This window comes from Streptomyces sp. NPDC091376 (genome assembly GCF_044757085.1).
GTDB lineage: Bacteria > Actinomycetota > Actinomycetes > Streptomycetales > Streptomycetaceae > Streptomyces > Streptomyces pratisoli.
The window spans coordinates 314630-341088 of record NZ_JBIVUF010000008.1; the positions used below are offsets into that span (position 1 = coordinate 314630).

The 26459-nt window shown below is 71.8% G+C and carries 20 protein-coding genes and 1 pseudogene; 11 read left to right on the forward strand and 10 right to left on the reverse strand.

What is annotated here, in order from left to right; translation table 11 throughout:
• Positions 1-18 precede the first annotated feature (18 nt).
• The 6 genes from ACIQMR_RS19950 to rhaI form a co-directional block, all read right to left on the reverse strand.
• Positions 19-666, reverse strand: a complete 648-nt coding sequence (locus ACIQMR_RS19950; protein ID WP_401388668.1) for a lactate utilization protein C — start codon at positions 664-666, stop codon at positions 19-21.
• A complete protein-coding gene (locus ACIQMR_RS19955; RefSeq protein WP_401388671.1) occupies positions 663-2141 on the reverse strand; it encodes a lactate utilization protein B in 1479 nt (492 codons plus the stop codon). The genes ACIQMR_RS19950 and ACIQMR_RS19955 overlap by 4 nt, the downstream gene beginning before the upstream one ends.
• Positions 2138-2890 carry a (Fe-S)-binding protein gene (locus ACIQMR_RS19960; RefSeq protein WP_401388674.1) on the reverse strand — a complete coding sequence of 251 codons (753 nt, stop codon included), beginning with the start codon at positions 2888-2890 and terminating at the stop codon, positions 2138-2140. The genes ACIQMR_RS19955 and ACIQMR_RS19960 overlap by 4 nt, the downstream gene beginning before the upstream one ends.
• Positions 2881-4377, reverse strand: a complete 1497-nt coding sequence (locus ACIQMR_RS19965; protein ID WP_401388677.1) for a rhamnulokinase family protein — start codon at positions 4375-4377, stop codon at positions 2881-2883. The genes ACIQMR_RS19960 and ACIQMR_RS19965 overlap by 10 nt, the downstream gene beginning before the upstream one ends.
• A gap of 414 nt (positions 4378-4791) precedes the next feature.
• Positions 4792-6840 (reverse strand): bifunctional aldolase/short-chain dehydrogenase, encoded by a 2049-nt coding sequence (locus ACIQMR_RS19970; RefSeq protein WP_401388680.1) that lies wholly within the window; start codon positions 6838-6840, stop codon positions 4792-4794.
• Between the two features lie 261 nt (positions 6841-7101).
• Positions 7102-8271 carry an L-rhamnose isomerase gene (gene rhaI, locus ACIQMR_RS19975; protein WP_401388683.1) on the reverse strand — a complete coding sequence of 390 codons (1170 nt, stop codon included), beginning with the start codon at positions 8269-8271 and terminating at the stop codon, positions 7102-7104.
• A 213-nt stretch (positions 8272-8484) separates the two neighbouring features.
• Here rhaI and ACIQMR_RS19980 point away from each other — a divergent pair, with 213 nt between their 5' ends.
• From ACIQMR_RS19980 to ACIQMR_RS20025, 10 genes are all read left to right on the forward strand, one after another.
• Positions 8485-10011, forward strand: a complete 1527-nt coding sequence (locus ACIQMR_RS19980) for a sugar ABC transporter ATP-binding protein (RefSeq protein WP_401388686.1) — start codon at positions 8485-8487, stop codon at positions 10009-10011.
• Positions 10012-10060: 49 nt separating this feature from the next.
• Positions 10061-11098, forward strand: coding sequence for an ABC transporter permease (locus ACIQMR_RS19985; protein WP_401388689.1), 1038 nt, complete (start codon positions 10061-10063; stop codon positions 11096-11098).
• Positions 11095-12087, forward strand: a complete 993-nt coding sequence (locus tag ACIQMR_RS19990) for an ABC transporter permease (RefSeq protein ID WP_401388692.1) — start codon at positions 11095-11097, stop codon at positions 12085-12087. The genes ACIQMR_RS19985 and ACIQMR_RS19990 overlap by 4 nt, the downstream gene beginning before the upstream one ends.
• A gap of 101 nt (positions 12088-12188) precedes the next feature.
• Positions 12189-13277: a rhamnose ABC transporter substrate-binding protein gene (gene rhaS, locus ACIQMR_RS19995; RefSeq protein WP_401388695.1), complete on the forward strand. Its 1089-nt coding sequence runs from the start codon at positions 12189-12191 to the stop codon at positions 13275-13277.
• A gap of 17 nt (positions 13278-13294) precedes the next feature.
• Positions 13295-13615, forward strand: a complete 321-nt coding sequence (locus ACIQMR_RS20000) for an L-rhamnose mutarotase (RefSeq protein ID WP_401388698.1) — start codon at positions 13295-13297, stop codon at positions 13613-13615.
• A 35-nt stretch (positions 13616-13650) separates the two neighbouring features.
• A complete protein-coding gene (locus ACIQMR_RS20005; protein WP_401388701.1) occupies positions 13651-14739 on the forward strand; it encodes a LacI family DNA-binding transcriptional regulator in 1089 nt (362 codons plus the stop codon).
• Positions 14740-14923: 184 nt separating this feature from the next.
• Positions 14924-15958 (forward strand): LacI family DNA-binding transcriptional regulator, encoded by a 1035-nt coding sequence (locus ACIQMR_RS20010; protein ID WP_401388892.1) that lies wholly within the window; start codon positions 14924-14926, stop codon positions 15956-15958.
• Positions 15959-16085: 127 nt separating this feature from the next.
• On the forward strand, positions 16086-18614 hold the full coding sequence (locus ACIQMR_RS20015; RefSeq protein ID WP_401388895.1) for an ATP-dependent Clp protease ATP-binding subunit: 2529 nt from the start codon (positions 16086-16088) through the stop codon (positions 18612-18614).
• Between the two features lie 32 nt (positions 18615-18646).
• On the forward strand, positions 18647-19270 hold the full coding sequence (locus tag ACIQMR_RS20020) for a DUF402 domain-containing protein (RefSeq protein WP_401388704.1): 624 nt from the start codon (positions 18647-18649) through the stop codon (positions 19268-19270).
• 33 nt (positions 19271-19303) lie between these two features.
• Positions 19304-20161: an SDR family oxidoreductase gene (locus tag ACIQMR_RS20025; RefSeq protein ID WP_401388707.1), complete on the forward strand. Its 858-nt coding sequence runs from the start codon at positions 19304-19306 to the stop codon at positions 20159-20161.
• 52 nt (positions 20162-20213) lie between these two features.
• Here the strand turns inward: ACIQMR_RS20025 and ACIQMR_RS20030 are convergent, their stop codons facing one another.
• The 3 genes and pseudogenes from ACIQMR_RS20030 to ACIQMR_RS20040 form a co-directional block, all read right to left on the reverse strand.
• Complete coding sequence (locus ACIQMR_RS20030) at positions 20214-20711, reverse strand: peptidylprolyl isomerase (protein ID WP_401388710.1); 498 nt, start codon at positions 20709-20711, stop codon at positions 20214-20216.
• 66 nt (positions 20712-20777) lie between these two features.
• Positions 20778-21973 (reverse strand): annotated as a pseudogene (locus ACIQMR_RS20035) (globin domain-containing protein).
• 123 nt (positions 21974-22096) lie between these two features.
• On the reverse strand, positions 22097-22540 hold the full coding sequence (locus ACIQMR_RS20040) for an RrF2 family transcriptional regulator (protein ID WP_401388713.1): 444 nt from the start codon (positions 22538-22540) through the stop codon (positions 22097-22099).
• 169 nt (positions 22541-22709) lie between these two features.
• Here ACIQMR_RS20040 and ACIQMR_RS20045 point away from each other — a divergent pair, with 169 nt between their 5' ends.
• A complete protein-coding gene (locus ACIQMR_RS20045) occupies positions 22710-25148 on the forward strand; it encodes a SpoIIE family protein phosphatase (RefSeq protein ID WP_401388715.1) in 2439 nt (812 codons plus the stop codon).
• A 186-nt stretch (positions 25149-25334) separates the two neighbouring features.
• Here ACIQMR_RS20045 and ACIQMR_RS20050 read toward each other — a convergent pair whose 3' ends face one another.
• Positions 25335-26453: an NAD(P)/FAD-dependent oxidoreductase gene (locus ACIQMR_RS20050; RefSeq protein WP_401388717.1), complete on the reverse strand. Its 1119-nt coding sequence runs from the start codon at positions 26451-26453 to the stop codon at positions 25335-25337.
• Between the last annotated feature and the right edge of the window lie 6 nt (positions 26454-26459).

Here is a 26459-nt window from a genome sequence, read left to right on the forward strand (position 1 = left end):
CCACGCACGAGTGGGGCCTCAGCCCTCGACCAGGATCACCTCCAGCGTCCGGGGTCCGTGCACCCCTTCCACCCGGTCCAGTTCGATGTCGCTCGTCGCCGAAGGGCCGCTGATCCAGGTCAGGGGGCGCGTCGGGTCCAGGCGGGACAGGCCCTGGGGGACCGAGGCGACGACCTGTTCGGGGGCGCGCACGACGCAGATGTGGTGGTCAGGGACGAGGGTGATCCGGCGCCGGCCCTGGGCGGAGCCGCCGTTCAGGACGATCGTCCCCGTTTCGGCGATGGCCACGGCGCAGCCGGTGACCACGCTGTCCTTCGCGTCGAGTTCGGCGGGCGTCGACTCCGAGGTGTCCGGGACGAGTTCGACGCCCGCCGTCTCCGCGAGCCACTCCGCGGGCAGGCCCTCCGGTACCACGACCGTACGGGCACTGCGGTCGGCCAGGAGCCGGGCGATCAGGCCCGGTACGTCGCCGGGGGAGCAGCGGTGCACGAGGGCACGGTAGTCGGCCAGGTTCTCGGCGAGCAGGTCCGCCGTCCGGGCGGGCGTGCGCTCACCGTGGACCTGGAGATAGTCGCGGACGACCGGCACGTCGTCCGGGCGCTCCTCGCGCGGTACGTCCGCCAGGGCGTGCCGCACCCTGCCGAGGACCGTGTCCCTGCCGCTCACTTGCCGCTCCCTTCACCGCGCGTGCGCTGCCACCAGTCGCGGAACGACTCGGCCGGCACCCCCGGCACCGTCCGCGTGTCCGTCCAGGCCCGGCCGGGACCCGGCAGACGCCGGGGATGCAGCCGGCGCGTGCGGGAGGCGAGGCGCTGCACCCTGCGCAGCGCGCCCGGGTGGTCCAGCGTCCAGCGGGCCGCGCGCATCGCGGCCCGTTCGGCCGCGTGCCCCTTGGCCGGGCGGATGGTGACCTTCCCGCCGTCGCGCGTCACCTCGCCGCCCTCGACGACCCGTTCTCGTAGGTGCACCAGCACTTCGGGGATGTCGATGGCGACCGGGCACACCTCGTAGCAGGCACCGCACAGCGTCGAGGCGTAGGGGAGCGAGGCGTCCAGCTCGCTGTCCGTGCCGCGCAGCTGGGGTGTGAGGATCGCGCCGATCGGGCCGGGATAGGCGGACCCGTACGCGTGCCCGCCAGCCCGCTCGTACACCGGGCACACATTGAGGCAGGCCGAGCAGCGGATGCAGCGCAGTGCCTGGCGGCCCACGGTGTCGGCGAGGGTGTCCGTGCGGCCGTTGTCGAGGAGGACCAGATGGAAGGTCCGCGGGCCGTCGCCGTCCGTCGTACCCGTCCACATGCTCGTGTACGGGTTCATCCGCTCCGCCGTCGACGAACGGGGCAGGAGCTGGAGGAAGACCTCCAGGTCCTGCCAGGTCGGCACCACCTTCTCGATGCCGACGACGGAGATCAGCGTCTCGGGCAGGGTCAGGCACATGCGGCCGTTGCCCTCGGACTCGACCACGACCAGCGTCCCGGTCTCGGCGACCATGAAGTTGGCGCCCGAGATCGCGACCTTCGCGCGCAGGAACTTCTCCCGCAGGTGCAGCCGTGCCGCCTCGGCCAGTTCGCGCGGTGTGTCCGTCAGACCGTCGGGGGCGGGGCGGCCCCAGTCCGCCATCTTCTCGCGGAAGATGTCGCGGATCTCGGAGCGGTTGCGGTGGATCGCCGGGACCAGGATGTGCGACGGCAGATCGTCGCCCAACTGCACGATCAGCTCCGCGAGATCGGTCTCACAGGCCGTGATGCCGGCTGCGGCGAGGGCGTCGTTGAGGCCGATCTCCTGGGTGGCCATGGACTTGACCTTGACGACCTCGGTCTCTCCGGTGGCCCGGACGAGTCCGGTGACGATGCGGTTGGCCTCGGCGGCGTCGGCCGCCCAGTGGACCTGGCCCCCGGCCGCCGTCACCGCCGCCTCCACCTGCTCCAGATAGTGGTCCAGGTGGCGCAGCGTGCGGTTCTTGATCGCCGCCCCGGCGGCGCGCAGCCGCCCCCAGTCGTCGAGTTCGGCGACGGCCTTGGCGCGCTTGTCGCGGATGGTGTGCGTGGCGTGGCGCAGATTGCCGCGGAGGGTGAGGTTCTGCGTGGACTCGGACGCGGCCTTCGGGAAGGCGGGCATGCCGAGGTACGTACCGCCGCTCATCGGGTGTCCTCTTCCGTGCCGGCCAGGATCTCGGCGATGTGAACCGGGCGCACCGGCGAGCCGAGCCGGGCGAGCGTGCCGCCGATGTGCATCTGGCAGGAGTTGTCGACCGTGCACACGGCCTCGGCGCCGGTGGAGTCGATGCTCCGGGCCTTGTCGGCGCCCATCGCCGCCGAGACGGCGGCGTTCTTGACGGCGAACGTGCCGCCGAAGCCGCAGCACTCCTCGGCGCCCGGCAGCTCACGCAGCTCAAGGCCCTTGACGTGCTCCAGCAGCCGCCGCGGCCGGTCGCCGAGACCGAGCATCCGCAGGCCGTGGCACGTGGGGTGGTAGGTGACGGTGTGCGGGTAGTACGCGCCGACGTCCGTCACCTTCAGCACATCGACCAGGAACTCGGTCAGCTCGTACGTCTTGGGGACCGCGCTCGCCGCGGCTTCGGTGAGCTCCTGGCCCCGGCCCTCGGAGGCCGCCTTGGCGCCGATGCGCGGGTAGTTGTCGCGGACCATCGCCGCGCAGGAGCCGGACGGGGTGACGACGTACTCGTAGTCGTCGAACGCGGCGGCGTAGCGGCGCACCAGGGGCTCGGTCTCGTGCCGGTAGCCGGTGTTGAACTGCGGCTGCCCGCAACAGGTCTGCGCCGGCGGGAAGTCCACCTCGACGCCGAGTCGCTCCAGCAGGGTGACGACCGCCCGGCCGGTCCGCGGGAAGAGCGTGTCGTTGACGCAGGTGACGAAGAGCGCTACCCGCATGGCTGTTCCTCCTTGGCGAGACGGGCCTCGGCCTGCTCCCATGCTCGGATGTCTCCCGAGGGTACGTGGTGCCGTAGGCCTTGAGTCTCGCACAGGAGCTGCCGCGATTCACGCAGACCTCCGATGACTGCGCCTGCCGCTCGGGCCTGTACGAGGATGTTGCCCAGTGCGGCGGCCTCGGCGGGGCCGGCCACCACGGGCAGCCCGCAGGCGTCGGCCGTCAGTCGGCACAGCAGCTCGTTGTGCGCGCCGCCGCCGACGATGTGCACGGTGTCGACCGCCCGGCCGGAGAGCCGCTGGGCGTCCATCAGCGCGCGTCGGTGGGCCAGGGCGAGCGAGTCCAGCACACAGCGGGTGGTCTCGGCCGCGTCACGCGGCACGGGCTGGCCGGAGCCACGGCATGCCTCGGCGATCCGCTCCGGCATCCGGCCCGGGGGGATGAAGGCGGGATCGCCCGCGTCGACGACCGAGCGCAGGGGCGCACACGAGGCGGCGCGGCGCAGCAGCTCCCCGAGCTCCACCGCCTGCCCCCGCGCCTCCCAGTCGCGCAGGCACTCCTGGAGCAGCCAGAGTCCCATGATGTTGCGCAGGTAGCGGACGGTGCCGTCCACCCCCAGCTCGTTGGTGAAGTTGGCGCGCCGGCTGTCCTCGGTGAGGACGGGCGCGTCGAGCTCGAGCCCGGCAAGGGACCAGGTGCCGGTGGCGATGTACGCGAAGCGCTCCCCGCGCGCGGGCACGCCCGCCACGGCGGACGCGGTGTCGTGCGACCCGACGGCGGTCACGGGCACCGGCCCGCTCAGGCCCGTGTCGGTGAGGACCTCGGGCAGGAGCGTCCCGGCCGGGTCGCCCGGGCGGCGCAACGGCGGGAAGAGCGACAGGTCGATGCCGAGCGCCTCGGCGACGGGCCGGGCCCAGTCACGGGTGCGCGGGTCGACGAGCTGTGTGGTGGAGGCGTTGGTGAGCTCGGTCCCGGCCTCACCGGTCAGCCAGTACGAGAGGAGATCGGGGATCAGCAGCAGGCTGCGGGCGGCGGCGAGGGCGGCGGTGCCCTGGGCGGCGACCAACTGGTAGACGGTGTTGAAGGGGAGGTACTGGAGCCCTGTCGCCGCGTACAGGTCGGCGGGCGGGAGGGCGTCGGCGACCTTCGCGGTGACGGCCTTGGTGCGGGTGTCTCGGTAGTGCACGGGATTGCCGATGAGCGCTCCGTCGGCGTCCAGGAGGCCGTAGTCCACGGCCCAGGAGTCGACCCCCACGCTCGCGAGCCGCCCGCCGGTGGCCCGGGCCGCGGCGCGCAGGCCGTCGAGCACGCCGCGGTACAGGGCGAGGATGTCCCAGTGCAGCGTCCCGCCCGTGCGTACGGGCGTGTTGGGGAACCGGTGCACTTCGGTGAGACCGAGCGTGCCCGGCCCGACGCGGCCGACGATGACGCGGCCGCTGGAGGCGCCGAGGTCGACGGCGGCGAAGGGGAGAGGGTCGTGAGGTGGCATTCTCGTCATCCTTGCGAGGTCGGTGTTCGGCAGCGGCCGATCGGGCGCCGGCCCGGTGGTGGGCAGTCGTTCAGCCCGGGGGATATCCGCGGGCGGGCTCCGGTGGAGGAACGCGTGCCGCACCACGGCGGACCGACCGCCCACAACGCGAGCGGGGCCCAGCGCGGTCGGGCCGCGACGCGAGGGCCGCGATGCGCGACTCGCAGCGCGCGGCCCCCAGCGCGAGGCCCGGGGCGCTGCGCGCCCCGGAGGCATGCCGCCGCCCGTCCGGGCTCGGATGCCGCCGCCCGCCCTGGGCGCCCCGGAGGCATGCCGACCGCCCGTCCGTGCCGCATGCCACCCGCCCGTGCCAGGTTGCCGCCCACCCGGGCCGGATGCCGCCGCCCGCCCCGGACCGCACGCCGCTGCGCGGCGTCAGCGCAGGAACGCCGCCGCGACGCCCGCGTCCACCGGGATGTGGAGGCCCGTCGTATGGCTCAGGTCGCCGCCGGTCAGGACGAACACCGCGCCCGCGACGTGCTCCGGAAGCACCTCGCGCTTCAGCAGCGTCCGCTGCGCGTAGAACTCGCCCAGCTTCTCCTCCTCGACCCCGTAGACCGCGGCACGCTGCGCGCCCCAGCCGCCCGCGAAGATCCCCGATCCGCGCACGACCCCGTCCGGGTTCACTCCGTTGACCCGGATCCCGTGCCCGCCGAGCTCCGCGGCCAGCAGCCGGACCTGGTGCGCCTGGTCGGCCTTGGTCGCGCCGTACGCGATGTTGTGGGGACCGGCGAACACGCCGTTCTTGGAGGCGATGTAGACGATGTCTCCGCCGATGCCCTGCGCTGTCATCACCCGGGCCGCTTCCCGCGAGACCAGGAAGGAGCCGCGGGCCATGATGTCGTGCTGGAGGTCCCAGTCCTTCGCCGTGGTCTCCAGGAGCGGCTTGGAGATGGAGATGCCGGCGTTGTTGACGACCAGGTCGACGCCACCGAAGGCGAGCGACGCGGCGGCGAACGCGGCGGCGATCTGCTCCTCGGAGGTGACGTCCACGCTCACCGCGACCGCCTTGTCCGGGCCGCCAAGCTCCTCGGCCACCGCCGCCGCACGGTCCGCGTCGAGGTCGGCGACGACGACGCACGCGCCCTCCGCGACCAGCCGGTGCGCGATGGCCCTGCCGATGCCGGAGCCGGCCCCCGTCACGAGCGCGACCCGGGTCGCGAGCGGCTTCGGCGCGGGCATGCGGCGGAGCTTGGCCTCCTCCAGTTCCCAGTACTCGATCCGGAACTTCTCCGCCTCCTCGATCGGCGCGTACGAGGAGACCGCCTCGGCCCCGCGCATCACGTTGATCGCGTTGACGTAGAACTCGCCCGCGACGCGCGCGGTCTGCTTGTCCTTGCCGAAGCTGAACATGCCGACGCCCGGTACGAGCACGATGGCCGGGTCGGCGCCGCGCATCGCGGGGGAGTCGGCGTCGGCGTGCCGCTCGTAGTAGGCGCGGTAGTCCTCGCGGTAGGCGGCGTGCAGCACCTTCAGGCGCGCGACGGCCTCCTCCAGGGGGGCGCCGGGTGCCATATCGAGGACCAGCGGGCGGACCTTCGTCCGCAGGAAGTGATCCGGGCAGGAGGTGCCGAGCGCGGTGAGCCGTGGATGCCCGGCGCGGGACAGGAAGTCCAGGACAACGTCGGAGTCGGTGAAATGGCCCACCTGCGGGCGGTCGGCCGAGGCGAGGCCACGGACGACGGGGGCGAGCGCGGCGGCACGGGCGCGACGCTCGGCCTCCGGCAGCGGCTCGTAGCCTTCGAGCACCGGGCCGAAGGGTTCGGCCTTGCCGCGCTCGGCGAGGAACTCCTCGGCGGTGCGGATGATGCGCAGCGAGTTTCGCTCGCACTCCTCGGAGGTGTCTCCCCAGGCGGTGATGCCGTGTCCGCCGAGGATGCAGCCGATCGCCTCGGGGTGGGCCGCCTCGACGGCCGCGATGTCCAGGCCGAGCTGGAAGCCGGGACGGCGCCAGGGCACCCATACGACCTGGTTGCCGAAGCACTCCTTGGTCAGCGCCTCGCCATCGGCCGCGCAGGCGAGCGCGATGCCCGAGTCGGGGTGCAGGTGGTCCACGTGGGCGGCGTCGACCAGACCGTGCATCGCGGTGTCGATGGACGGTGCCGCGCCGCCCTTGCCGTGCAGGCAGTAGTCGAACGCCGCGACCATCTCGTCCTCGCGCTCCACGCCCAGGTACACCCCGGTGAGCGCGCGCAGTCGGTCGAGCCGCAGCGCGGCGAGTCCCCCGGCGGTCAGCGTCCCGAGGTCACCGCCGGACCCCTTCACCCACATCAGCTCGACGTCCTGGCCGGTGACGGGGTCGGTGCCGGTGCCCTTCGCGGAGGTGTTCCCGCCGGCGTAGTTGGTGTTCCGGGGGTCGGCCCCCAGCCGATGCGAACGCCCGAGCAGCTCGGCCACGCGCGCATGAGTCCTGTCGTCCGTCATTGCCTGCTTCCTTCGAGTCCGAGCTGGTTCGTCCGGGCTGGTTCATCCGAGCTGCTTCATACGAGGTGGTTCATCCGCGCTGGTTCGTCCGAGGTGGTTCATCCGAGCCGCTTCATCCGCACGGTTCATCCGGGCTGGATCATCCAGCTGGTTCATCCGCGCGGTTCGTCCCCACGGTCCATCCGATCGGTACGTCCCGACCGGTTTGCTCCCGAGGCGATTCCCGCGGCGTCGTGGCCGCGCCGAGTCCCCCGCAGGGGCTTACGCCCCCCACCCCGCCTGCTCCCCGCCCACACGCTCGTCGATGATCTTCTGGGCCCAGCCGGAGCGGGCGTACGCCGCGATCGGGTCCGGGGCGATGCCTTGCTCCTCGCGGACCTCGGCGAGCAGCGGGCGGACGTCCGTGCTGTACGCGTCCATCAGGACCGCGTTGGCGGCCAGCACATCACCGGAGCGCTGCGCGGCGGCGAGGGCGTCGGCGTCGACCAGCAGGGCCTTGGCCGTGGCCTCCTGGACGTTCATCACCGAGCGGATGATCGCCGGGATCTTCGCCTCGATGTTGTGGCACTGGTCGAGCATGAAGGCCACGTCCGGCCCGAAGCCGCCGCCCCGGATCACCTCGTACATGATCCGGAACAGCTGGAACGGGTCGGCCGCGCCGACCATCAGGTCGTCGTCCGCGTAGAAGCGGGAGTTGAAGTCGAACCCGCCGAGCTTCCCCTCGCGCAGCAGCAGCGCGACGATGAACTCGATGTTGGTGCCGGGCGCGTGGTGGCCGGTGTCGACGACGACCTGGGCCTTGGGCCCGAGCTTCAGACAGTGCGCGTACGCCGTGCCCCAGTCCGGGACGTCGGTCGCGTAGAAGGCCGGCTCGAAGAGCTTGTACTCCAGCAGCATCCGCTGATCGTCGCCGAGGCGCTCGTACACCGCGGCCAGCGCCTCCGCGAGACGCTCCTGGCGGGCCCGGATGTCGTCCTGGCCCGGGTAGTTGGTGCCGTCGGAGAACCACAGCTTCAGATCGCGCGAGCCGGTCGCGTCCATGATGTCGACGCACTCCAGCAGATGCCCGAGGGCCTTGCGACGCACTGCCGGGTCGGGATGGGTGACCGAGCCGAGCTTGTAGTCGTCGTCCTGGAAGACGTTGGAGTTGATCGCGCCGAGCCTGAGACCCTGCTCGTCGGCGTACGTGGCGAGCTCTGCGTAGCCATCGGAGCCGTCGACCCTGTCCCAGGGGATGTGCAGGGCGACGGCCGGGGCGACGCCGGTGTGCTCATGGACGCGTGCCGCGTCGTCCAGCTTCTCCCGCGGGGTGCGCGGCACTCCGGGCTGCGCGAACACCTTGAAGCGTGTACCCGAGTTGCCGTACGCCCATGACGGCGTCTCGATGGCCTGGGTCCTGAGGGCCGCCTTCACGGCGGATACGGCAGACATGAATTCAGCACTCCCGAGGGCCGAACAGAACTGTGAATCGTTTCATCAGGGTGAAGCTATGACCGCCCAACAGGCATGTCAAGGGAGCGAGTCGGCTCAGAAAGTTTCATGAACTGACCCATTGACTGGGCGGGTGTTGCCCGTCTAGCTTCCGTGAAACTTGGTTGAAACCTTTCACGGCGCCCTTCGCGGCGCACCTTCCACGGAGCATCCATGAACCAGCCCGACACGGGCCCGGCCCCCGTTCTGGCCCTGACGGACGTGTCCAAGTCCTTCGGCGCCGTACGGGCTCTGCAGGACGTCTCCCTGCAGCTGCTCCCGGGCGAGGTCCACGCGCTCGCCGGTGAGAACGGCGCGGGCAAGTCCACCCTCATCAAGACGCTCGCCGGCGTCCACCGGCCCGACTCCGGCCAGGTGTTGCTCGACGGGAAGCCGGTCGTCTTCGACGGCCCGGCCGACGCCCGTGACGCCGGCATCGCGGTCATCTACCAGGAGCCCACGCTCTTCCCCGACCTGTCGATCGCCGAGAACATCTTCATGGGCCGCCAGCCGCGTGCCTCCTTCGGCCGGATCGACCGCAAGGCCGTCCATGACGCCACCGCCGCGCTGATCACCCGGCTCGGTGTCGATCTCGACCCCGACCGGCTCGCCCGCGGCCTTTCCATCGCCGACCAGCAGATCGTCGAGATCGCCAAGGCGCTGTCCTTCGACGCGCGCGTCCTGATCATGGACGAGCCGACCGCCGCCCTCACGGGCAGCGAGACCGCCCGGCTCTTCTCGGTCGTCCGTACCCTGAGCGAGGCCGGTGCGGCCGTGCTGTTCATCTCCCACCGGCTGGAGGAGATCTTCGCGCTCTGCCGACGCGTCACGACCTTGCGCGACGGCCGCCGGATCGCCTCCGAGCCCCTCGACGGCCTCACCGAGGACGATCTCGTACGCCGCATGGTCGGCCGCGACCTCGACGAGCTCTACCCCAAGCAGGAGACCACCGTCGGCGACACCGCGCTGTCGGTGCGGCGGCTCACCCGCGAAGGCGTCTTCCGGGACGTGTCGTTCGAGGTGCGCCGCGGCGAGATCGTGGCGCTCGCCGGACTCGTCGGCGCCGGGCGGACCGAGGTCGTCCAGGCCGTGTTCGGCGTGGACAAGGCCGACGCGGGCGAGGTACACGTCGGCGGTACGCGGCTGCGCGCCGGTTCGCCGACGGCCGCGATGGACGCGGGCGTCGCCCTCGTACCGGAGGACAGGCGCCGGCGCGGGCTCGTCATGGAGGCCTCCATCGAGCGCAACATCGGCCTCACCGGACTCGGCACCCTGGGCAGGGGGGGCCTGGTCCGCCGTGGACCGGAGCGGGCCCGCGCCGCCGACTGGGCGGTGAAGCTGCAGGTGAAGTACAACCGGCTCGCGGACGCCGTCGGCGTGCTCTCCGGCGGCAACCAGCAGAAGGTCGTCCTCGCCAAGTGGCTGGCCACCGACCCGGCCGTGCTCATCGTCGACGAGCCCACCCGCGGCATCGACGTCGGCACCAAGGCCGAGGTGCACCGGCTGCTCTCCTCGCTCGCCGCCGAGGGAGTCGCCGTCCTGATGGTCTCCTCCGACCTGCCCGAAGTGCTCGGCATGGCCGACCGGGTGCTGGTCATGCACGAGGGCCGGCTCGTCGCGGAGATCCCCCGCGCGGAGGCCACCGAGGAGACGGTGATGGTCGCGGCGACGGGCCGTGACGGCACCGGGAGGGCGGCATGAACGTCCCGAACTCCCGTCCAGGACCCGGCGCACACGAAAGGACAGCGGCATGACCGCCACCCTCGACAGCCCTCCGGCCGCGCCGGAGGCGAACGGCCGCTCGGCCCGCTCCTTGATGGACCTGGTCTTCCGGGCCCGCGAGTTGAGCATCGGCGGTGCGCTCCTCGTCCTGATCCTCGCCACCTGGGCCGCCAACCCGTCCTTCCTGGACGACCAGGGCATCAAGGACCTGCTGCTCAACTCCTCGATCCTGGTGCTGCTCGTGGCCGGCCAGGCCGTCGTCGTCATCACCCGCAACATCGACCTGTCCGTCGGCTCCGTCGTCGGACTCACCGCCTTCGCCTGCGGCAGCTTCGTCTCCGGCAGCGACCACGGCCCGCTCACCGTCGTCCTGCTGGGCATCGGCCTCGGTGTGCTGTGCGGACTGGTCAGCGGACTCCTGGTCAGCTTCGGCCGGGTGCCCGCGCTGGTCGTGACCCTCGGCATGCTCTACGTCATCCAGGGCATCGACCACGCCTGGGCGCACGGCGAGCAGATCAACGCCGCCGACGTCCCCGACGGCGTGCTCGCCCTCGGCAGCGGCAGCGTCCTCGGCATCCCGTACCTGCCGCTGATCTCCGCCGTCGTCCTCGCGGGCACCGCGTACTACCTGCGCACCTACCGCGGCGGCCGCGAGCTGTACGCCATCGGGTCCAACCCCGAGGCCGCCCGGCTCGCCGGCATCCCCATCCGTCGCCGCGTGCTCGCCGCCTACGCCTTCTCCGGCGCCGTCGCCGGTTTCGCCGGGGCGCTGTGGCTCGCGCGCTTCGGCACCGTCGTCGCCGACGCGGCCAACGGCTGGGAACTGAACGTCGTCAGCGCCGTCGTCGTCGGCGGCGTCGCCATCACCGGCGGCGTCGGCACGGTCTGGGGGGCGGCGCTCGGCGCACTGCTGCTCACGACGATCGGCAGCGCCCTCGTCGTCCTGAAGGTGGACTCCTTCTGGCAGCAGGCCATCACGGGTGTGCTGCTGCTCGCGGCCATCACCACCGACCGCATCGTGAACCTGCGCACCACCAGCGCGCTGAGGAAGAGGAGCCGGCGATGAACACGCTCGCCAAGTACCTGCGTTGGGACACCGTCGTCGGTGTGCTCGTGGTCGCCGTCTTCCTCGCCGGAGCCGGTACCACGGAGGGTTTCGCGGACACCGTGAACCTCTCGGCCGCCCTCAACGACACCGCCGAGATCGCCCTCATCGCCCTGCCGATGACGCTGCTCGTCGTCGCCGGACAGGTCGACCTGTCCGTGGCTTCCATGCTCGGACTCTCCAGCGCCCTCGCCGGCTCGCTGTGGGAGGCCGGCTGGGCCTTCGAGATGATCGTGCCGCTGTGCCTGCTCGTGGGCGCGCTCGGCGGCCTCCTCAACGGCTGGCTGGTCACCCGCGTCGGACTCCCCTCGCTCGCCGTCACCATCGGCACGCTCACGCTCTACCGGGGCCTGGCCTCCGTCGTCCTCGGTGACAAGGCGGTCGCGGACTTCCCCGAGTCGTACGCCCAGTGGGCGACGTACACCGAGACGGTGCCGGGGACGTTCGTCCCGTACCCCGTCGCCCTGTTCGGCATCCTCGCCGTGATCACCGCCGTGGTCCTGCACTGCACCGCCTTCGGCCGTTCGCTGTACGCCATCGGCGCCCAGGAGGAAGCGGCCTGGTTCGCGGGCATCCGGGTCAGGCGCATCAAGCTGGTGCTCTTCGTCCTCGCCGGGTTCACCGCCTCCTTCGCCGGGATCGTCTACACCCTGCGGTACGGCAGCGCCCGCGCCGACAACGGGATCGGTCTCGAACTCGTCGTCATCGCCTCCGTGCTGCTCGGTGGCGTCGACTTCGACGGCGGCAGGGGCACGCTCGGCGGCGCCCTCGCCGGAGTGCTGCTCATCGGCCTGCTCGGCAACCTGCTCACCCTCAACGACGTGTCCAGCGAGATCCAGGTGATCGTCACCGGGCTGCTTCTCGTCGCCTCGGTCCTCACCCCACGGGTCGTCGCCACCCTCTCCGAGCGCCGCCACCGGCGCGCGGCGACCGCCTCCTCCGCCGTCTGACACCCCGCCTCGTCCTGCTCCCTCGTCCCGTCTTCTCCTCTGTCGTTCTCTTCCTCTCTCTTCCGCTTCGCCCATTCCCGCCCTCCGAAAGGGACATCACCATGTCTGCGCACTCCCGCACGCGCCGCCGCGCCGGCCTCACCGCCACCGCCGCGGCCTGTGTCCTCGCCGTCACGCTGGCCGGCTGCTCGGGCACGACGAAGAACGACGCCAAGAGCGAGGCGAAGGAGCCCGCGAGCGGCGCCAAGGCCGACCCGAACGCGCCGCTGAAGAAGGGCCTCAAGATCGCCTTTCTGCCGAAGCAGATCAACAACCCCTACTTCACGATCCTCGACGGCTCCGGCGTCGAGACCGTCAAGGAGCTCGGGTCCACCGCCAAGGAGGTCGGCTCCTCCGACGCCAAGGCCTCGTCCCAGGTCTCCTACATCAACACCCTCGTCCAGCAGCGCCAGGACGCGATCCTGATCGCGGCCAACGACCCGAACTCGGTCTGCGGCTCCCTGAAGCAGGCCCTCGCCCAGGACATCAAGGTCGTCACCTACGACTCGGACACGGCCCCCGAATGCCGTGACGCCTTCATCAACCAGTCCAGCTCCGAGGAGATCGGCCGCAGCCAGATCCGCAACATCGCCAAGCAGCTCGGTTTCAAGGGCGAGATCGCGGTCCTCTCGGCCACCCAGAACGCGACGAACCAGAACACCTGGATCGCCTTCATGAAGGACGAGCTGAAGAAGCCCGAGTACAAGGACCTGAAGCTGGTCAAGGTCGCCTACGGCGACGACGACGACCAGAAGTCCTTCCAGGAGACCCAGGGTCTGCTCAAGGCCTACCCGAACCTGAAGGGCATCATCTCGCCCACCACGGTCGGCATCGCCGCCGCCTCCCGCTACATCAGCAGCTCCAGCTACAAGGGCAAGGTCGTCATCAACGGTCTCGGCACCCCGAACCAGATGCGCGCGTACGTCAAGGACGGCACCGTCGAACAGTTCGCCCTGTGGGACCCGAAGAAGCTCGGCCGCCTCGGCGCGTACGTGGCGGCCGCGCTGGCCTCCGGCCAGATCACCGGCGCGCAGGGCGAGAAGTTCACGGCCGGCGACCTCGGCGAGTACACCATCGGCAAGGACGGCGAGATCATCCTCGGCCCGCCGACCGTCTTCGACAAGAACAACATCGACGACTTCGACTTCTGAGGTCCCGAGGTTCACCGATGCAGCGCGTCTGCTTTCTGCTGAAGGTGCGGCAGGAGCGGCTGGAGGAGTACCGCGAGCGTCACGCGGCCGTATGGCCCGGGATGCTCGCGGCGCTCTCCGCCGCCGGCTGGCACAACTACTCCCTCTTCCTCCGGGACGACGGCCTGCTCGTCGGCTATCTGGAGACCGAGGACTTCGCGGCCGCGCAGGCCGCCGTGGGCGCCACCGACGTCAACGCCCGCTGGCAGGCGGAGATGGCCGGCTTCTTCGAGGCACTGGACGGCGCCACGCCGGACGAGGCGATGAGGCCGCTGACCGAAGTGTTCCACCTGGACTGACCGACGAGCTCCACCGCGACTGGGAGGGAACGCCCATGAACGCACACAGCCCCGCCACCACCGGGGCCATCACCGAGGGACCGTCGACGGCCCACCCGGTGGGCATCAAGGACGTGGCCCGGGCGGCCGGGGTCTCGGTCGGCACGGTCTCGAACGTGATCAACCGCCCCGACTCGGTCTCGGCGGGGACCCGGGACCGCGTCCGCTCCACCATCGAGCGGCTCGGCTATGTACGCAGCGAGTCCGCGCGGCAGTTGCGGGCCGGCCGCAGCCGGATCATCGCGCTGCTGGTCCTCGACATGGCCAACCCCTTCTTCGTGGACGTGGCGTCGGGCGCGGAACGGGCGGCGCGGGAGGCCGGGCTCGGGGTGATGCTGTGCAACAGCGCGCAGAGCCCGGCCGAGGAGGCGGAGTACCTGGGGCTGTTCACCGAACAGCGGGTGCGCGGTGTGCTGGTGACGCCCGCGGACACCACCGGCCGCAATCTGGAGAGCTTCCGCCGCCACGGCATCCCGTTCGTCCTCGTCGACCGGGTCCTGCCCAGCGCCGAGGGCTGTTCCGTGTCGGTGGACGACATCACGGGCGGCACGCTGGCGGTACGCCATCTCGTCGAACAGGGCCACCAGGACGTCACGTACATCAGCGGTCCCATGCATCTCGCCCAGTGCCAGGACCGCCGTACGGGAGCACTGATCGCGCTGACCGAGGCCGGCGTCCCCGAGGAGCGGCTGCGGCACATCGAGGCGCAGCGGCTGGACGTGTCGGCCGGGCGGGACGCGGGGGCGCGGCTGCTGGGCATGTCCCCGCGGCCGACGGCGGTGTTCTGCGCCAACGACCTGCTCGCCCTCGGGGTCCTCCAGGCGCTGTACGGGGCCGGGGTGAGCGTGCCCGAGGAGATCGCGCTCGTCGGCTACGACGACATCGAGTTCGCCTCGGCGGCCGCCGTGCCCCTCACGTCGGTGCGCCAGCCCGCCTTCCGGATGGGCCGTACGGCCGCGGACCTGCTGATCGAGGAGGCGGACGAGAACGTCACGGACCACGAGCACCGGCGGATCGTCCTGCAGCCTGAACTCGTCGTGAGGGGAAGCAGCCTCGGCCGGGCGGGCGGCCGCACGGCCACGTAGCAGGTGCTCCGCAGCCCGCGGCCCGCAGCCCGCGGCCCATGGTGCGCGGCTCGTGGTGCGCGGCTCATGGTGTGCGGCCCGTGGTGCGTGGCCCGCAACTCCCGCGAGCCGCATTCCTGCGTAGCATGAGGCCGGCGGCCCCGGCGGGCCGCGGAAAGGCGGACGGTCGGAGCTCGTGGCACGCATGGTGGGCATCAAGGACGTGGCGCGACAGGCCAAGGTGTCGGTCGGCACGGTGTCGAACGTGATCAACCGGCCGGACATGGTCGCCGAGGAGACCCGCGAGCGGGTGCTCGCCGTGATCGAGCGGCTCGGCTACGTACGCAGCGAGACGGCGCGCCAATTGCGCGCAGGCCGGAGCCGGATCATCGCGATGCTGGTCCTCGACATGGCCAACCCCTTCTTCGTGGAGGTCGCGACCGGCGCCGAGCGGGCGGCGCGCGCCGCGGGACTCGGGGTGATGCTGTGCAACAGCGCCCAGAGCCCGGGCGAGGAAGCCGACTATCTTTCGCTCTTCGCCGAGCAGCGGGTGCGCGGTGTCCTCGTCACGCCCGCCGACGCCACGGGCGTCAATCTGGCGAACTTCCGGCGGCACGGCATCCCGCACGTCTTCGTCGATCACGATGTGCCACGGACCGACGCCTGCTCGGTGTCGGTCGACGACGTGACCGGAGGCACGCTCGCCGTACGCCACCTCGTCGAATGCGGCCACAGCAGCGTGGCCTACATCAGCGGGCCCATGCACCTGGCGCAGTGCCGGGACCGTCGCACCGGAGCCCTCCAGGCCCTGGCGGAGGCCGGACTGCCGGCCGAGGAGCGGCTGCGGCACATCGAGGCGGAGCGGCTGGACGTGTCGGCCGGGCGGGACGCGGGGGCGCGGCTGCTGGGCATGTCCCCGCGGCCGACGGCGGTGTTCTGCGCCAACGACCTGCTCGCCCTCGGCGTCCTTCAGACCCTCTACGGCGCGGGCGTGCGCATCCCGGAGGACATCGCGCTCGTCGGCTACGACGACATCGAGTTCGCCTCCGCGGCCGCCGTGCCGCTCACCTCGGTCCGTCAGCCCTCCTTCCGGATGGGCCGTACGGCCGCGGAACTCCTCATCGAGGAGACCGACGAGGAGGCGGCGGCCGGGCACCGCCACCGGCGGATCGTGCTCCAGCCGGAGCTGGTCGTCCGCGAGTCCACACTGGCCCGGGTGCGGCGAAGAGCGGCGGAGTAGGGCTCCGGCCCCGGTGGATCCCCTGCGGTCGCAGGCCGCGACGACCCGGCGAACAATGGGCGTGTACGTGTACGGGCAAATCGACTACGGCAGGCTGCCGCGGCCGTTGTGCCGCCCGCCGGACGGGATGATCCCTGTGACGACCTCGCCCTTCGGGTCCGGCGACCCGTTCTCCGACTTCTTCGACCGCTTCTTCGGCATGAGCCCGGCGGCCTCCCCGCCTGCCGTCCAGCGCGTGCCCATAGGCCGCCTCCTCAGCGATTCCTCGCACGAGCTGCTGGCCGCGGCCGGCGGCCGGGCGGCCGAGGACGGCGCCGACCTCGACACCGTGCACCTGCTGTGGGCCGCCACACAGGTGCCGGCCTCCCGGCAACTGCTGGAGCAGGCCGGGGTGGATCCCGGCCATCTGGCCGGGAGTCTGGAGGCGGCCCTTCCCACGGGCACGGGTGGCGGTGATCCCGCACTCACCCCCGGTGCGAAACGCGCCCTGCTCGCCGCCCACGCGCGCTCCCAGGCGGCCGGTGCCTCCTACATCGGCCCGGAGCACATCCTCGCCGCGCTGACGGACGACCCCCGTGCCGGTCTCACGGGCGCACTGCGGTCCGAGGGGGCGTCGCCCGGCGCGCTGACCGGCGCGGGAGGCCCCCGGGGCGGTGGACGGGAGGCGGCGGCCGGCGACCGGAGCGGCACCCCGACCCTGGACGAGTACGGGCGTGACCTCACCGCGGAGGCCCGGGGCGGGCGGCTCGATCCCGTCGTCGGCCGGGCGGAGGAGATCGAGCAGACCGTGGAGGTCCTCTCCCGGCGCACCAAGAACAACCCCGTGCTGATCGGCGATCCCGGCGTCGGCAAGACCGCCATCGTCGAGGGTCTCGCACAACGCATCGTGGCCGGGGAGGTGCCCAAGGCGCTGCGGGACCGCCGTGTGGTGGGTCTCGATCTGGCCGGCCTGGTCGCCGGGTCGAAGTACCGGGGCGAGTTCGAGGAACGCCTGAAGAAGGTCATCGACGAGGTCACCGAGGCCGACAAGAGCATCATCCTGTTCATCGACGAACTGCACACGGTCGTCGGCGCGGGCGGTGGCGGCGAAGGCGCCATGGACGCCGGGAACATCCTCAAACCGGCGCTCGCCCGCGGGGACCTCAGCGTCGTCGGTGCCACCACCATCGACGAGTACCGCAGGTACATCGAGAAGGACGCCGCCCTCGAACGCCGCTTCCAGCCGGTCATGGTGCCCGAACCCACGGTGGACGAGACCGTCGAGATCCTGCACGGGCTCCGCGACTCCTACGAGGCCCACCACCAGGTCCGGTTCACGGACGAGGCCCTGGACGCCGCGGCCGCCCTCTCCGACCGCTACATCACCGACCGCTTCCTGCCCGACAAGGCCATCGACCTCATGGACCAGGCCGGAGCCCGGGTGGGGCTGCGCGGTCTCGGCGGCCCGTCCGGGACGGCGGAGCTCGAGGACCGCGTCACCAAGCTGCGCCGGGAGAAGGACGAAGCCGTCAGCACCGAGGACTACGAACGCGCGGGCCGGCTCAAGGAGCAGGTCCAGCAGGCGGAGCAGGAGCTCGCCGCCGCCGGGCAGGAACGTGAGCAGGCCGGCAGCGTCACGGCCGAGGACATCGCCGACGTGCTCTCCGCCCGCACCGGCATCCCCGTCACCCAGCTCACCCAGACCGAGCGGGAACGGCTCACCAGGCTCGAAGAGGCCCTCCACGCCCGTGTGATCGGCCAGGACGAGGCGGTCACGGCGGTGGCCCAGGCCGTACGCCGCGGAAGGGCGGGCATGGGGGACCCCGACCGTCCCACCGGCAGCTTCCTCTTCCTCGGTCCCACCGGCGTGGGCAAGACCGAACTGGCCAAGGCGCTCGCGGAACTGCTCTTCGGGGACGCCGACCGGATGATCCGCTTCGACATGAGCGAGTTCCAGGAGAAGCACACCGTCTCCCGGCTCGTCGGGTCCCCGCCCGGCTACGTCGGCTACGAGGAGGCCGGGCAGCTCACGGAGGCCGTGCGCCGCAAGCCGTACAGCGTCGTCCTGTTCGACGAGGTCGAGAAGGCCCACCCGGACGTCTTCAACCTGCTGCTCCAGGTGCTGGACGACGGGCGGCTCACCGACGCCCAGGGCCGCACCGTCGACTTCCGCCACTCCGTGGTCATCATGACGAGCAACATCGCCTCCAAGCGCATCCTGGACCACCACGGCGCGGTCGACGACATCAGGGACGAACTGATGGCCGAACTCCAGGCGCACTTCCGGCCCGAGTTCCTCAACCGCATCGACGAGATCATCGTCTTCCACGCCCTCACCCGAGCGGACCTCGTGCAGATCGTCGACCTCCTGCTGGAACGCAGCAGGCGCAGGCTCCACGCCCAGAAGATCGGCCTCGAGGTCACCGAGACCGCCAAGGAATGGCTGGCCGATCGCGGCTACCACCCCGAGTTCGGAGCCCGTCCGCTGCGCCGCACCATCCAGACGGAACTCGACAACCGCCTCTCGAACATGCTGCTCGACGGCACACTCAACCCGGGCGACACGGTCCTGGCGGACGTCAGGGACGGCGAACTGGCACTGACCCTCCGCGAGAAGGACGGGCAGGCGGAGAGGGAGACGGACGGGGAGACCGGGGCGGGAGAAGCCGGCGGGTAGGCCGTGTCGGACACGGCCTAGGGTGGCCCGGCATGGAGCCACACTTCCGCAGCAACGACGTCATCGTCAGACGAGAGATCCTCGACGGGCGCGAGTGGATGGTGTACCCGCTGCGCGTGGTCGCCGACGACGGGGTGCTCCTCGCCGGCTACCTCGCACCGGGCACTCCGCTCACCTTCGGCGGCGGCGACTTCACCTGGGGGCCGCACCCATGGATCCACTTCGACCACACCTGGCAGTCCGAAGGGGTGCTGCAGCTCCAGCGTGCCGGTGAGGGGTATTCCGTGTGGGCCCGGCTGAAGGACGGCGGACTGCACGACTGGTACATCAACTTCCAGCAGCCCATGCGCCGTACGGAGAGGGGTTTCGACACCCTGGACCAGGAACTCGACCTGGTGATCGCGGCCGACGGCTCCCACTACGACTGGAAGGACGTCGACCACTTCGAGGAGCGCGCCCGCACGGGCGGGTTCGGGCCCGGCGAGGCGGAGTCGGTGCGCACCGCCGCGACCGAGGTGGCCGGCCTGATCGAGCGGGGCGAGCGCTGGTGGGAGGAGTGGGGCGGCTGGCGTCCGCCGGCCGCGATCGAGGTGCCCGGGCCGGTGGCGCTGTCCGACGAGGCGATGCCCCGAGGCGGCCGTCCGGGCAATGCCTGACGGGCCGTCATGTCGTCATGAGATCGTACGGGGATGACGTCATCATCCGCGTTCGACGGCCGGGCGGCCCTCGTCACCGGAGCCTCCCGGGGGATCGGTCTAGCCACCGCACGGGCCCTGGGCGAGGCGGGAGCGATGGTCTGCGTCACCGCACGCGACCCCGCGGGAGTGGCCGCGGCCGTGGACCGGCTCACGGCCGGGGGGATCCGGGCGGTCGGCCTCGCCGGCTCCGTCGCGGACCCCGCGCACCTGGTGGCGTGCACGCAGTTCGCCGTACGCGCGTTCGGCCGGCTGGACATGCTCGTCAACAACGCCGCGACCAACGCCCCGTTCGGCCCGCTGATGGACGCCGATCCCGCCGTCTGGCGCGACGCCTTCGCGGTGAACGTGGAGGCGCCGCTGCGCCTGACCCAGCTCGCCTGGCGGGCCTGGATGCGTGAGCACGGCGGCGCGGTGGTCAACATCTGCACGGAGGGGACGCACGGCGTCGGCCCGAACGTCGGCGCGTACGGAACGAGCAAGGCGGCCCTGCTGCATCTGACCCGACAGCTCGCCGGTGAGCTGGCGCCGGGCGTACGGGTGAACACGGTCTCACCCGGGCTGGTGCGCACCGAGATGGCGCGGTTCGTGTGGGAGCGGGCCGAGGAGCGGATCGCGCGGAGCCTGCCGCTGGCCCGGATGGGCGAGCCGGAGGACGTGGCGCGCGCGGTGCTGTGGCTGCTGTCCGACGACGCGGACTGGGTCACCGGTACGGACTTGCTCGTCGACGGCGGCACCAGGGTGCGCGGGGCCGCGGGCGTGGGGACCGGCTCGTACGCCGTGCACGACGCTCTGGCGAACACGGACGCGAGGGGCGGGCCCCCGGCGCAGGCCGGCCCGGGCGCGGACTGACAGCCCGCGAGCCCGGGGCGGCTCACGCAGCGCGGCGCACCGCGCGGAGGGGTCAGCTCTCGACGACGCCCGACTTGGCGATCGTGATCTTCGCCTTGGTGGAGCCGCTGCGCGAGCCCAGGGCCTCGATGCGCTGCACGACGTCCATGCCCTCCACGACCTCGCCGAAGACGACGTGCTTGTTGTCCAGCCAGTCGGTGACGATGGTCGTGATGAAGAACTGCGAGCCGTTGGTGTTCGGGCCCGCGTTGGCCATGGACAGCTGGCCCGGCTTGGTGTGCTTGAGCTGGAAGTTCTCGTCGGCGAACTTCTCACCGTAGATGCTCTTGCCCCCGGTGCCGTTACCGGCGGTGAAGTCACCGCCCTGCAGCATGAAGTCGGGGATGACCCGGTGGAAGCCGGAGCCCTCGTAGCCGTAGCCGTGCTCGCCCGTGGCGAGCTCGCGGAAGTTCCTCGCGGTCTTGGGGACCACGTCGTCGAACAGGGTGAAGACGATCCGCCCGGCGGGCGCGTCGTCGATGCTGATGTCGAAGAAAACGTCATTGCTCATGACTCCATGCTGACACCCGTGGTCACGGAACTCACACCTGACCCACCCTGGGGCGACCTGCGACGTTCATTCCTGCCCGAGCCAGAGGTCCGGACCGAAGACCTCGTAGTGGATGTCGGCGGCCGGGACGCCGTGGTGCAGCAGGTCACCGCGGACCGCCCGGAGGTACGGCAGGGGGCCGCACAGGTACGCGGTCAGTCCCTCGGGGAGTTCCAGTGCGCCCACATCCGTACGCCCTGCCCTCGCACCCTGGGTACAGCCGTCCGGATCCTCGTACCAGAGATGGCACTCGCCGTGCGGCAACGCCGCCACGAGCCGGGCGAGTTCGTCGCGATGGGCATGATCGTCGGGGGAGCGGTCGGCGTGCGCCACGATCACGCGCCTGGTCGACCCGGTGGTCGCCAGTTCGTCCAGCATGGACAGCATCGGCGTGACGCCGACGCCGGCGGAGGCGAGCAGCAGCGGGCCGTCGCCCTCCGGCAGCGTCAGGCCCCCGAACGGGGCGGACACCATGAGCGTCTGGCCGGCGCTGAGGTTCGCGTGCAGCCAGGAGGACACCTCGCCGTCCGGTCCCGGCCCGCTCCGGAGTCTCTTGACGCTGATCCGCCACTCCGCGCGACCGGGTCCCCGCGAGAGGCTGTACTGGCGGATCTGCCGCGCCCCGTCGGGCAGTTCCGCCTGCACGCCGACGTACTGTCCGGGCAGGAAGTGGCCGTTCGGTCCGCCGTCGGCCGTACGGAGCGTGAAGGAGACGACGTCGGGGGTCTCACGGTGGCGGCCGGTCACCAGCATGGGCCGCCATACGTCGCCCTCGGCGACGCCCGCGGTCTCGTAGAGCTGTGCCTCCCGGGCGATCAGCGCATTGGCCATCAGCCAGTAGACCTCGTCCCAGGCGGCGGCCACGGCCGGCGTCACCGCATCGCCCAGGACCTCGGCGATCGCGTCGAAGAGGTGCCGCTGAACGGTCTTGTACGCTCGGAGGTGACGCCGAGGGAGGCGTGCTTGTGCGCGATCCGGGAGAGCACGGCGTCCGGCCGGGTGCCGGGGCGGTCGACCAGCATGCCCGCGAAGCCGGCTATCGCGCCGGCGAGGGCCTGCTTCTGTGTTCCGTCGGCCTGGTTGCCACGGTTGAAGAGATCGCGCAGCAGCTCGGGGTGGGCCGCGAACAGCCGTGCGTAGAAGCGGTCGGTGATCTCGCCGAGTGCCGCTCCGACGGCGGGCAGAGTGGCGCGGACGACAGGTACGGACTGCTCTGAGAGCACGGTGGCCTCCAAAATGGTAAGTGATCTTCATATTTAACGGGAACATGTGTCCCAGGCGCTCCGGCAGCGGGATCGCCGGGTCGGGGTGTGGCTGTCGGGTGGCGCCGGGTCGGGGTGCGGGAGTCAGGTGGCGCCGCGGCCGGTGAGCGTCAGCAGCACCGGTCCCGTGGGCGAGTCCACGACGTCGGCCACGGTCAGCGGGTCCAGGGAGCCGTAGAACGCCTCCTGGGCCGTGCGCAGGGCGCCGCGGAGCCGGCAGGCGCCGCGCAGTGGGCAGGGGGCGTCGCCTTCGCAGGTCACGACCTCCTCCTCGCCCTCCAGCTCGCGCAGCAGCCAGCCGACCGAGGCGCCGCGGCCCAGGCCGGTCAGCTCCAGACCGCCGCCACGTCCGCGCCGGGCGTCGAGGACGCCGAGGTGCTGCAGTCGCGCCACGGCCTTGGCCATGTGTGTGTACGGCACGTTCATCGCCTCGGCCACCTCGCGGGTCGTCAGGGACTCGCCGTCTCCCGTGACCGCCAGGCGCATGACCGCGCGCAGTGCCAGATCGCTGAACTTCGTCAATCGCACAGCCGCACGCTATCAAACTTGCATCCGTCATGTGTATTTAGTCTGCGGCTGTGGCCGGTGCGGCGGTACGGCCGGCGACGGCGGGACCGCGCGCACAGCAGGTCCGATCGGTTGCGCAGGGTCAGCCCCGGGCGGATTCTGGACCTGACCAAGGGGCCGGTGAGGCGCCATGAGCAAGGTGAGGAAGGCTTCCGAGGACGCCGATTTCCGTGGCCCGCTCGATGTCATGAGCGCGGCCACGTTCGTACTCGACGGCCGGGACGTCGTCATCGGCTGGAGTCCTGCGGCGCAGGACCTCCTCGGCTACCCGCCGGACGAGGTGATCGGCCGGCCCGTCGGCACGTTCCTGTCGTCCGTCGCGGCACCCGCGGCCGAGGTCTGGCCGGCCGACCTGATCGCTGCGGGAGCCGGCGGGGAACCGCCGATCGTGCCTCTCCCCGAACACGATCTGCACCTCGCCGTCCACCGCGACGGTCACCGTCTGTACCTGGTCACGGCCGTCTGCCGGCTCTCCGGAGAGGGACCGGCCGCCCAGGTTCTCGTGGCGGCCGACCGCGAGCGGCTCAGGGACTGGGAGTCCCGGCTGGCGATGCTGCAGGGGCTGGCGACCCAGTCGCCCCTGGGCTTCGCCATATACGACACGGCGTTCCGTCTCGTCTGGTGCAACGCCGCCTCCGAGGTGGAACTCGGGCTGCCCCTGGAGGACGTCCGGGGCAGACTCGCCGAGGACCTCTACCCCCGGGGCAGATTCGTCACGCCGGGCTGTCCGGAGACCCTCCACGCGGTCATGCGCCAGGTCATCGAGACCGGGGAGCCGTTCCTCGATCTGCACTTCCGCGGGCAGCAGCCCAGCGACCCCGGGAAGGACCACCTGTGGTCGTGTTCGTACTACCGGCTGGAGGACACCGACGGACATGTCTTCGGGGTGTGCGAGGACGCCTTCGACATCTCCGACCGCTACGAGGCGCAGCGTCAGGTGAATCTCCTGGTCGAGGCCGGCCGCCGGGTCGGGTCGACACTGGATGTGATCGTCACCGCCGAGGAGCTGGCGGACGTGGCGGTGCCGGAGTTCGCCGACCTCGTCCAGGTCGATCTCGCTCCGGCCGTGCTGGAGGGTGAGCTGCCGGACGTCACGGGCCCGGAGGCCCCGGAACTGATCCGCGCGTCCTCCCGGTCCTCCGCCCTCCTCGAGACCTCGCACACCCCGGGGGCGCCGGGCGGGGCGACCGGACCGGCGACCTACCCGTACGGCTCGCCGCAGCACCGCAGCCTCGCCTCGGGCGGCCTCGTGCTGGAGGACGACACCCTGGTCGTGCCGCTGCGCGCCGGGGGAGGCGCGCTGGGCATCGTCACCTTCGTGCGGGGCACCGGTGGCGGCGGGACCGGCATCTTCGGCCGCGACGCGGTCGCGGTGGCGGACGAGCTCGTCGCACGGGCCGCGGTGTCCATCGACAACGCGCGCCGCTACACCCGCGAACGCTCCGCGTCGCTGGCTCTCCAGCGGCAGCTCCTGCCGCAGCATCTGCCCTCGAACTCGGCCGTCGAGGTGGCCCATCGGTATCTGCCCACGGACGATCTGAGCGGTGTCGGCGGCGACTGGTTCGACGTCATCCCGCTGTCCGGAACGCGCGTCGGGCTCGTCGTCGGCGACGTGGTGGGCCATGGACTGCACGCGGCGGCCACCATGGGGCGGCTGCGGACGACCGTACGGGCGCTCGCACCCATGGACATTCCGCCCGACGAGCTCCTCAAGCTGCTCGACGACCTCGTGGGCCAGTCGGCGCAGGACAACGCGGACGCCCTGGGCACACTCGCCGGTGACGGCGACGTCGCCGCCGGGGCCACCTGCCTCTACGCGGTCTACGATCCCGTGTCACGGCTCTGCACCATGGCCCGCGCGGGCCATCTGCCGCCGGCGGTCGTGGAACCGGGCGGTCGCGTCAGCTTCCCCGACCTGCCGGCCGGCCCACCCCTGGGACTCGGCGGGCTGCCCTTCGAGTGCCTGGACGTCGAACTGCCGGCGGGCAGTCTGCTCGCCCTGTTCACCGACGGTCTGGTCGAGGCCCGGGACCGGGACATCGACAAAGGGCTGGAAACGCTCGGCAGGCTGCTCGGCGAGGGAACGGATTGCCTGGAGGACCTGTGCGACCGGGTCGTCGCCGAACTGCTTCCGGGCGGCACCACCACCGATGACACGGCTCTCCTGCTGGTCCGCACCCGGGAGCTGGACGACCGCAGGGTCGCGGCCTGGCAGCTGCCGGCGGAACCGGTCTCCGCCGGCAGGGCGCGGGAGCTGGTCGCGGGCCGGCTGACGGAATGGGGGCTGGACGAGCTGGTGTTCACCACCGAGCTGATCGCCAGTGAACTGGTCACCAATGCCGTTCGGTACGCGGAGGGGCCGCTGCACCTGCGGCTCATCCACGACCGCACGCTTGTGTGCGAGGTCGCGGACGCGGGCCATACCGCCCCCCATCTGCGCCACAGCGCCGACGACGACGAGGGAGGCCGCGGCCTGTTCATCGTCGCCCAGCTCGTTCTGCGCTGGGGCACGCGCTACTGCAAGGAGGGCAAGGCCATCTGGACGGAGCAGTCGCTGCCCCCCGGCTGACCGGCCCCCGCCCGGGGAGGCCATGGCCCAGCGGCGGGCGGGGCGACCGTGCGCTGCTCCGGCCCGCGTGGCCGATTCTCGTGCCGCAGCGGTCCGCGCCGCGCTCCTCGTCGCGCTCGCGCCGGCCGGTCGGCGGGCGGTCGGCGGGCGGGGGGTTGCCCCGTGCGCGCCGCGCGTTCGGGTCGGTCAGGTGTCCGGGCCGCCGTCGGGAGCCGGGGCGGTCGTGAGGCCGTGACGGCGGACGCCGAGGACGCGCTCGCAGACGGCGGCCTCCGCGGACGGTCCGAACGGCGCGGGGGCCCGGCCGGCCGCGCGACGGGCCACCGCCGCCGCGGTGTCCGCGGCCACGAGATCGCCGTTGACCGCCACCGCGGCCTGCATCCCGGACGCCGCGGCCACCGCGACACCCGCCATGAGGTCGGAGACGTTGCCCGCCACCCACACCCCCTCGACACCGGTGAACCCGCTCGCGTCCGACTCCATGTAACGGCCCACACCCATGGGGTGTTCGACGATCGTCGGACCGAGACCCGAGAGGACCCCGCCGCGTGCCTCGAACCGCGGCGCCACGGCCAGCGCCCGCACCGGTACACGCCTCCCCGACGCCAGCCGCACCCCCCGGAGGCGGTCGCCCTCGACATCGAGTCCGATCACCTCGCCGTCGACCACCTCGATGCCGCGGGCCGCGAGCTGCTCCCACTGCTCCTGCGTCGGGTCGCCCGCGGTGTGCAGGAACACGGTCACATCCGGCGACCACTGCCGGAACAGCAGCGCCTGGTGCACCGCCGCCGGGCCGGTCGCCAGGACGCCGATGGGCATGTCCCGCACCTCCCAGCCGTGGCAGTACGGGCAGTGCAGCACATCGCGCCCCCATCGCTCGCGCAGTCCGGGAACGTCCGGCAGTTCGTCGACCAGTCCCGTGGTCACCAGCAGCCGGCGTGCACGGTGACTCCCGCCGTCCGCGGTGTCCACGATGAGGTACGGGCCGCTCCGCCGGGCGCCGGTAACCAGTCCGGACACGATCCGCCCGCCGTAACGAGTGACCTCCTCCCGGCCGGCCCGCAGCAGTTCACCCGGCGCCGATCCGTCCCGGGACAGGTAGCCGTGCACCCCTGCCGCGGGGGCGTTGCGCGGTTCACCGGAGTCGATCACCAGCACCGATCGCCGGGCCCTGGCCAGCGTGAGCGCGGCCGACAGCCCGGCCGCGCCGCCGCCGGCGACCACCACGTCCAGCGGCTCGGCGCCGTCCCTCTCGTCGCCCCGCTCGCCGTCCTGTGCGTTGTCCCGCTCGTTCGTCTTCGTCATGCTTGC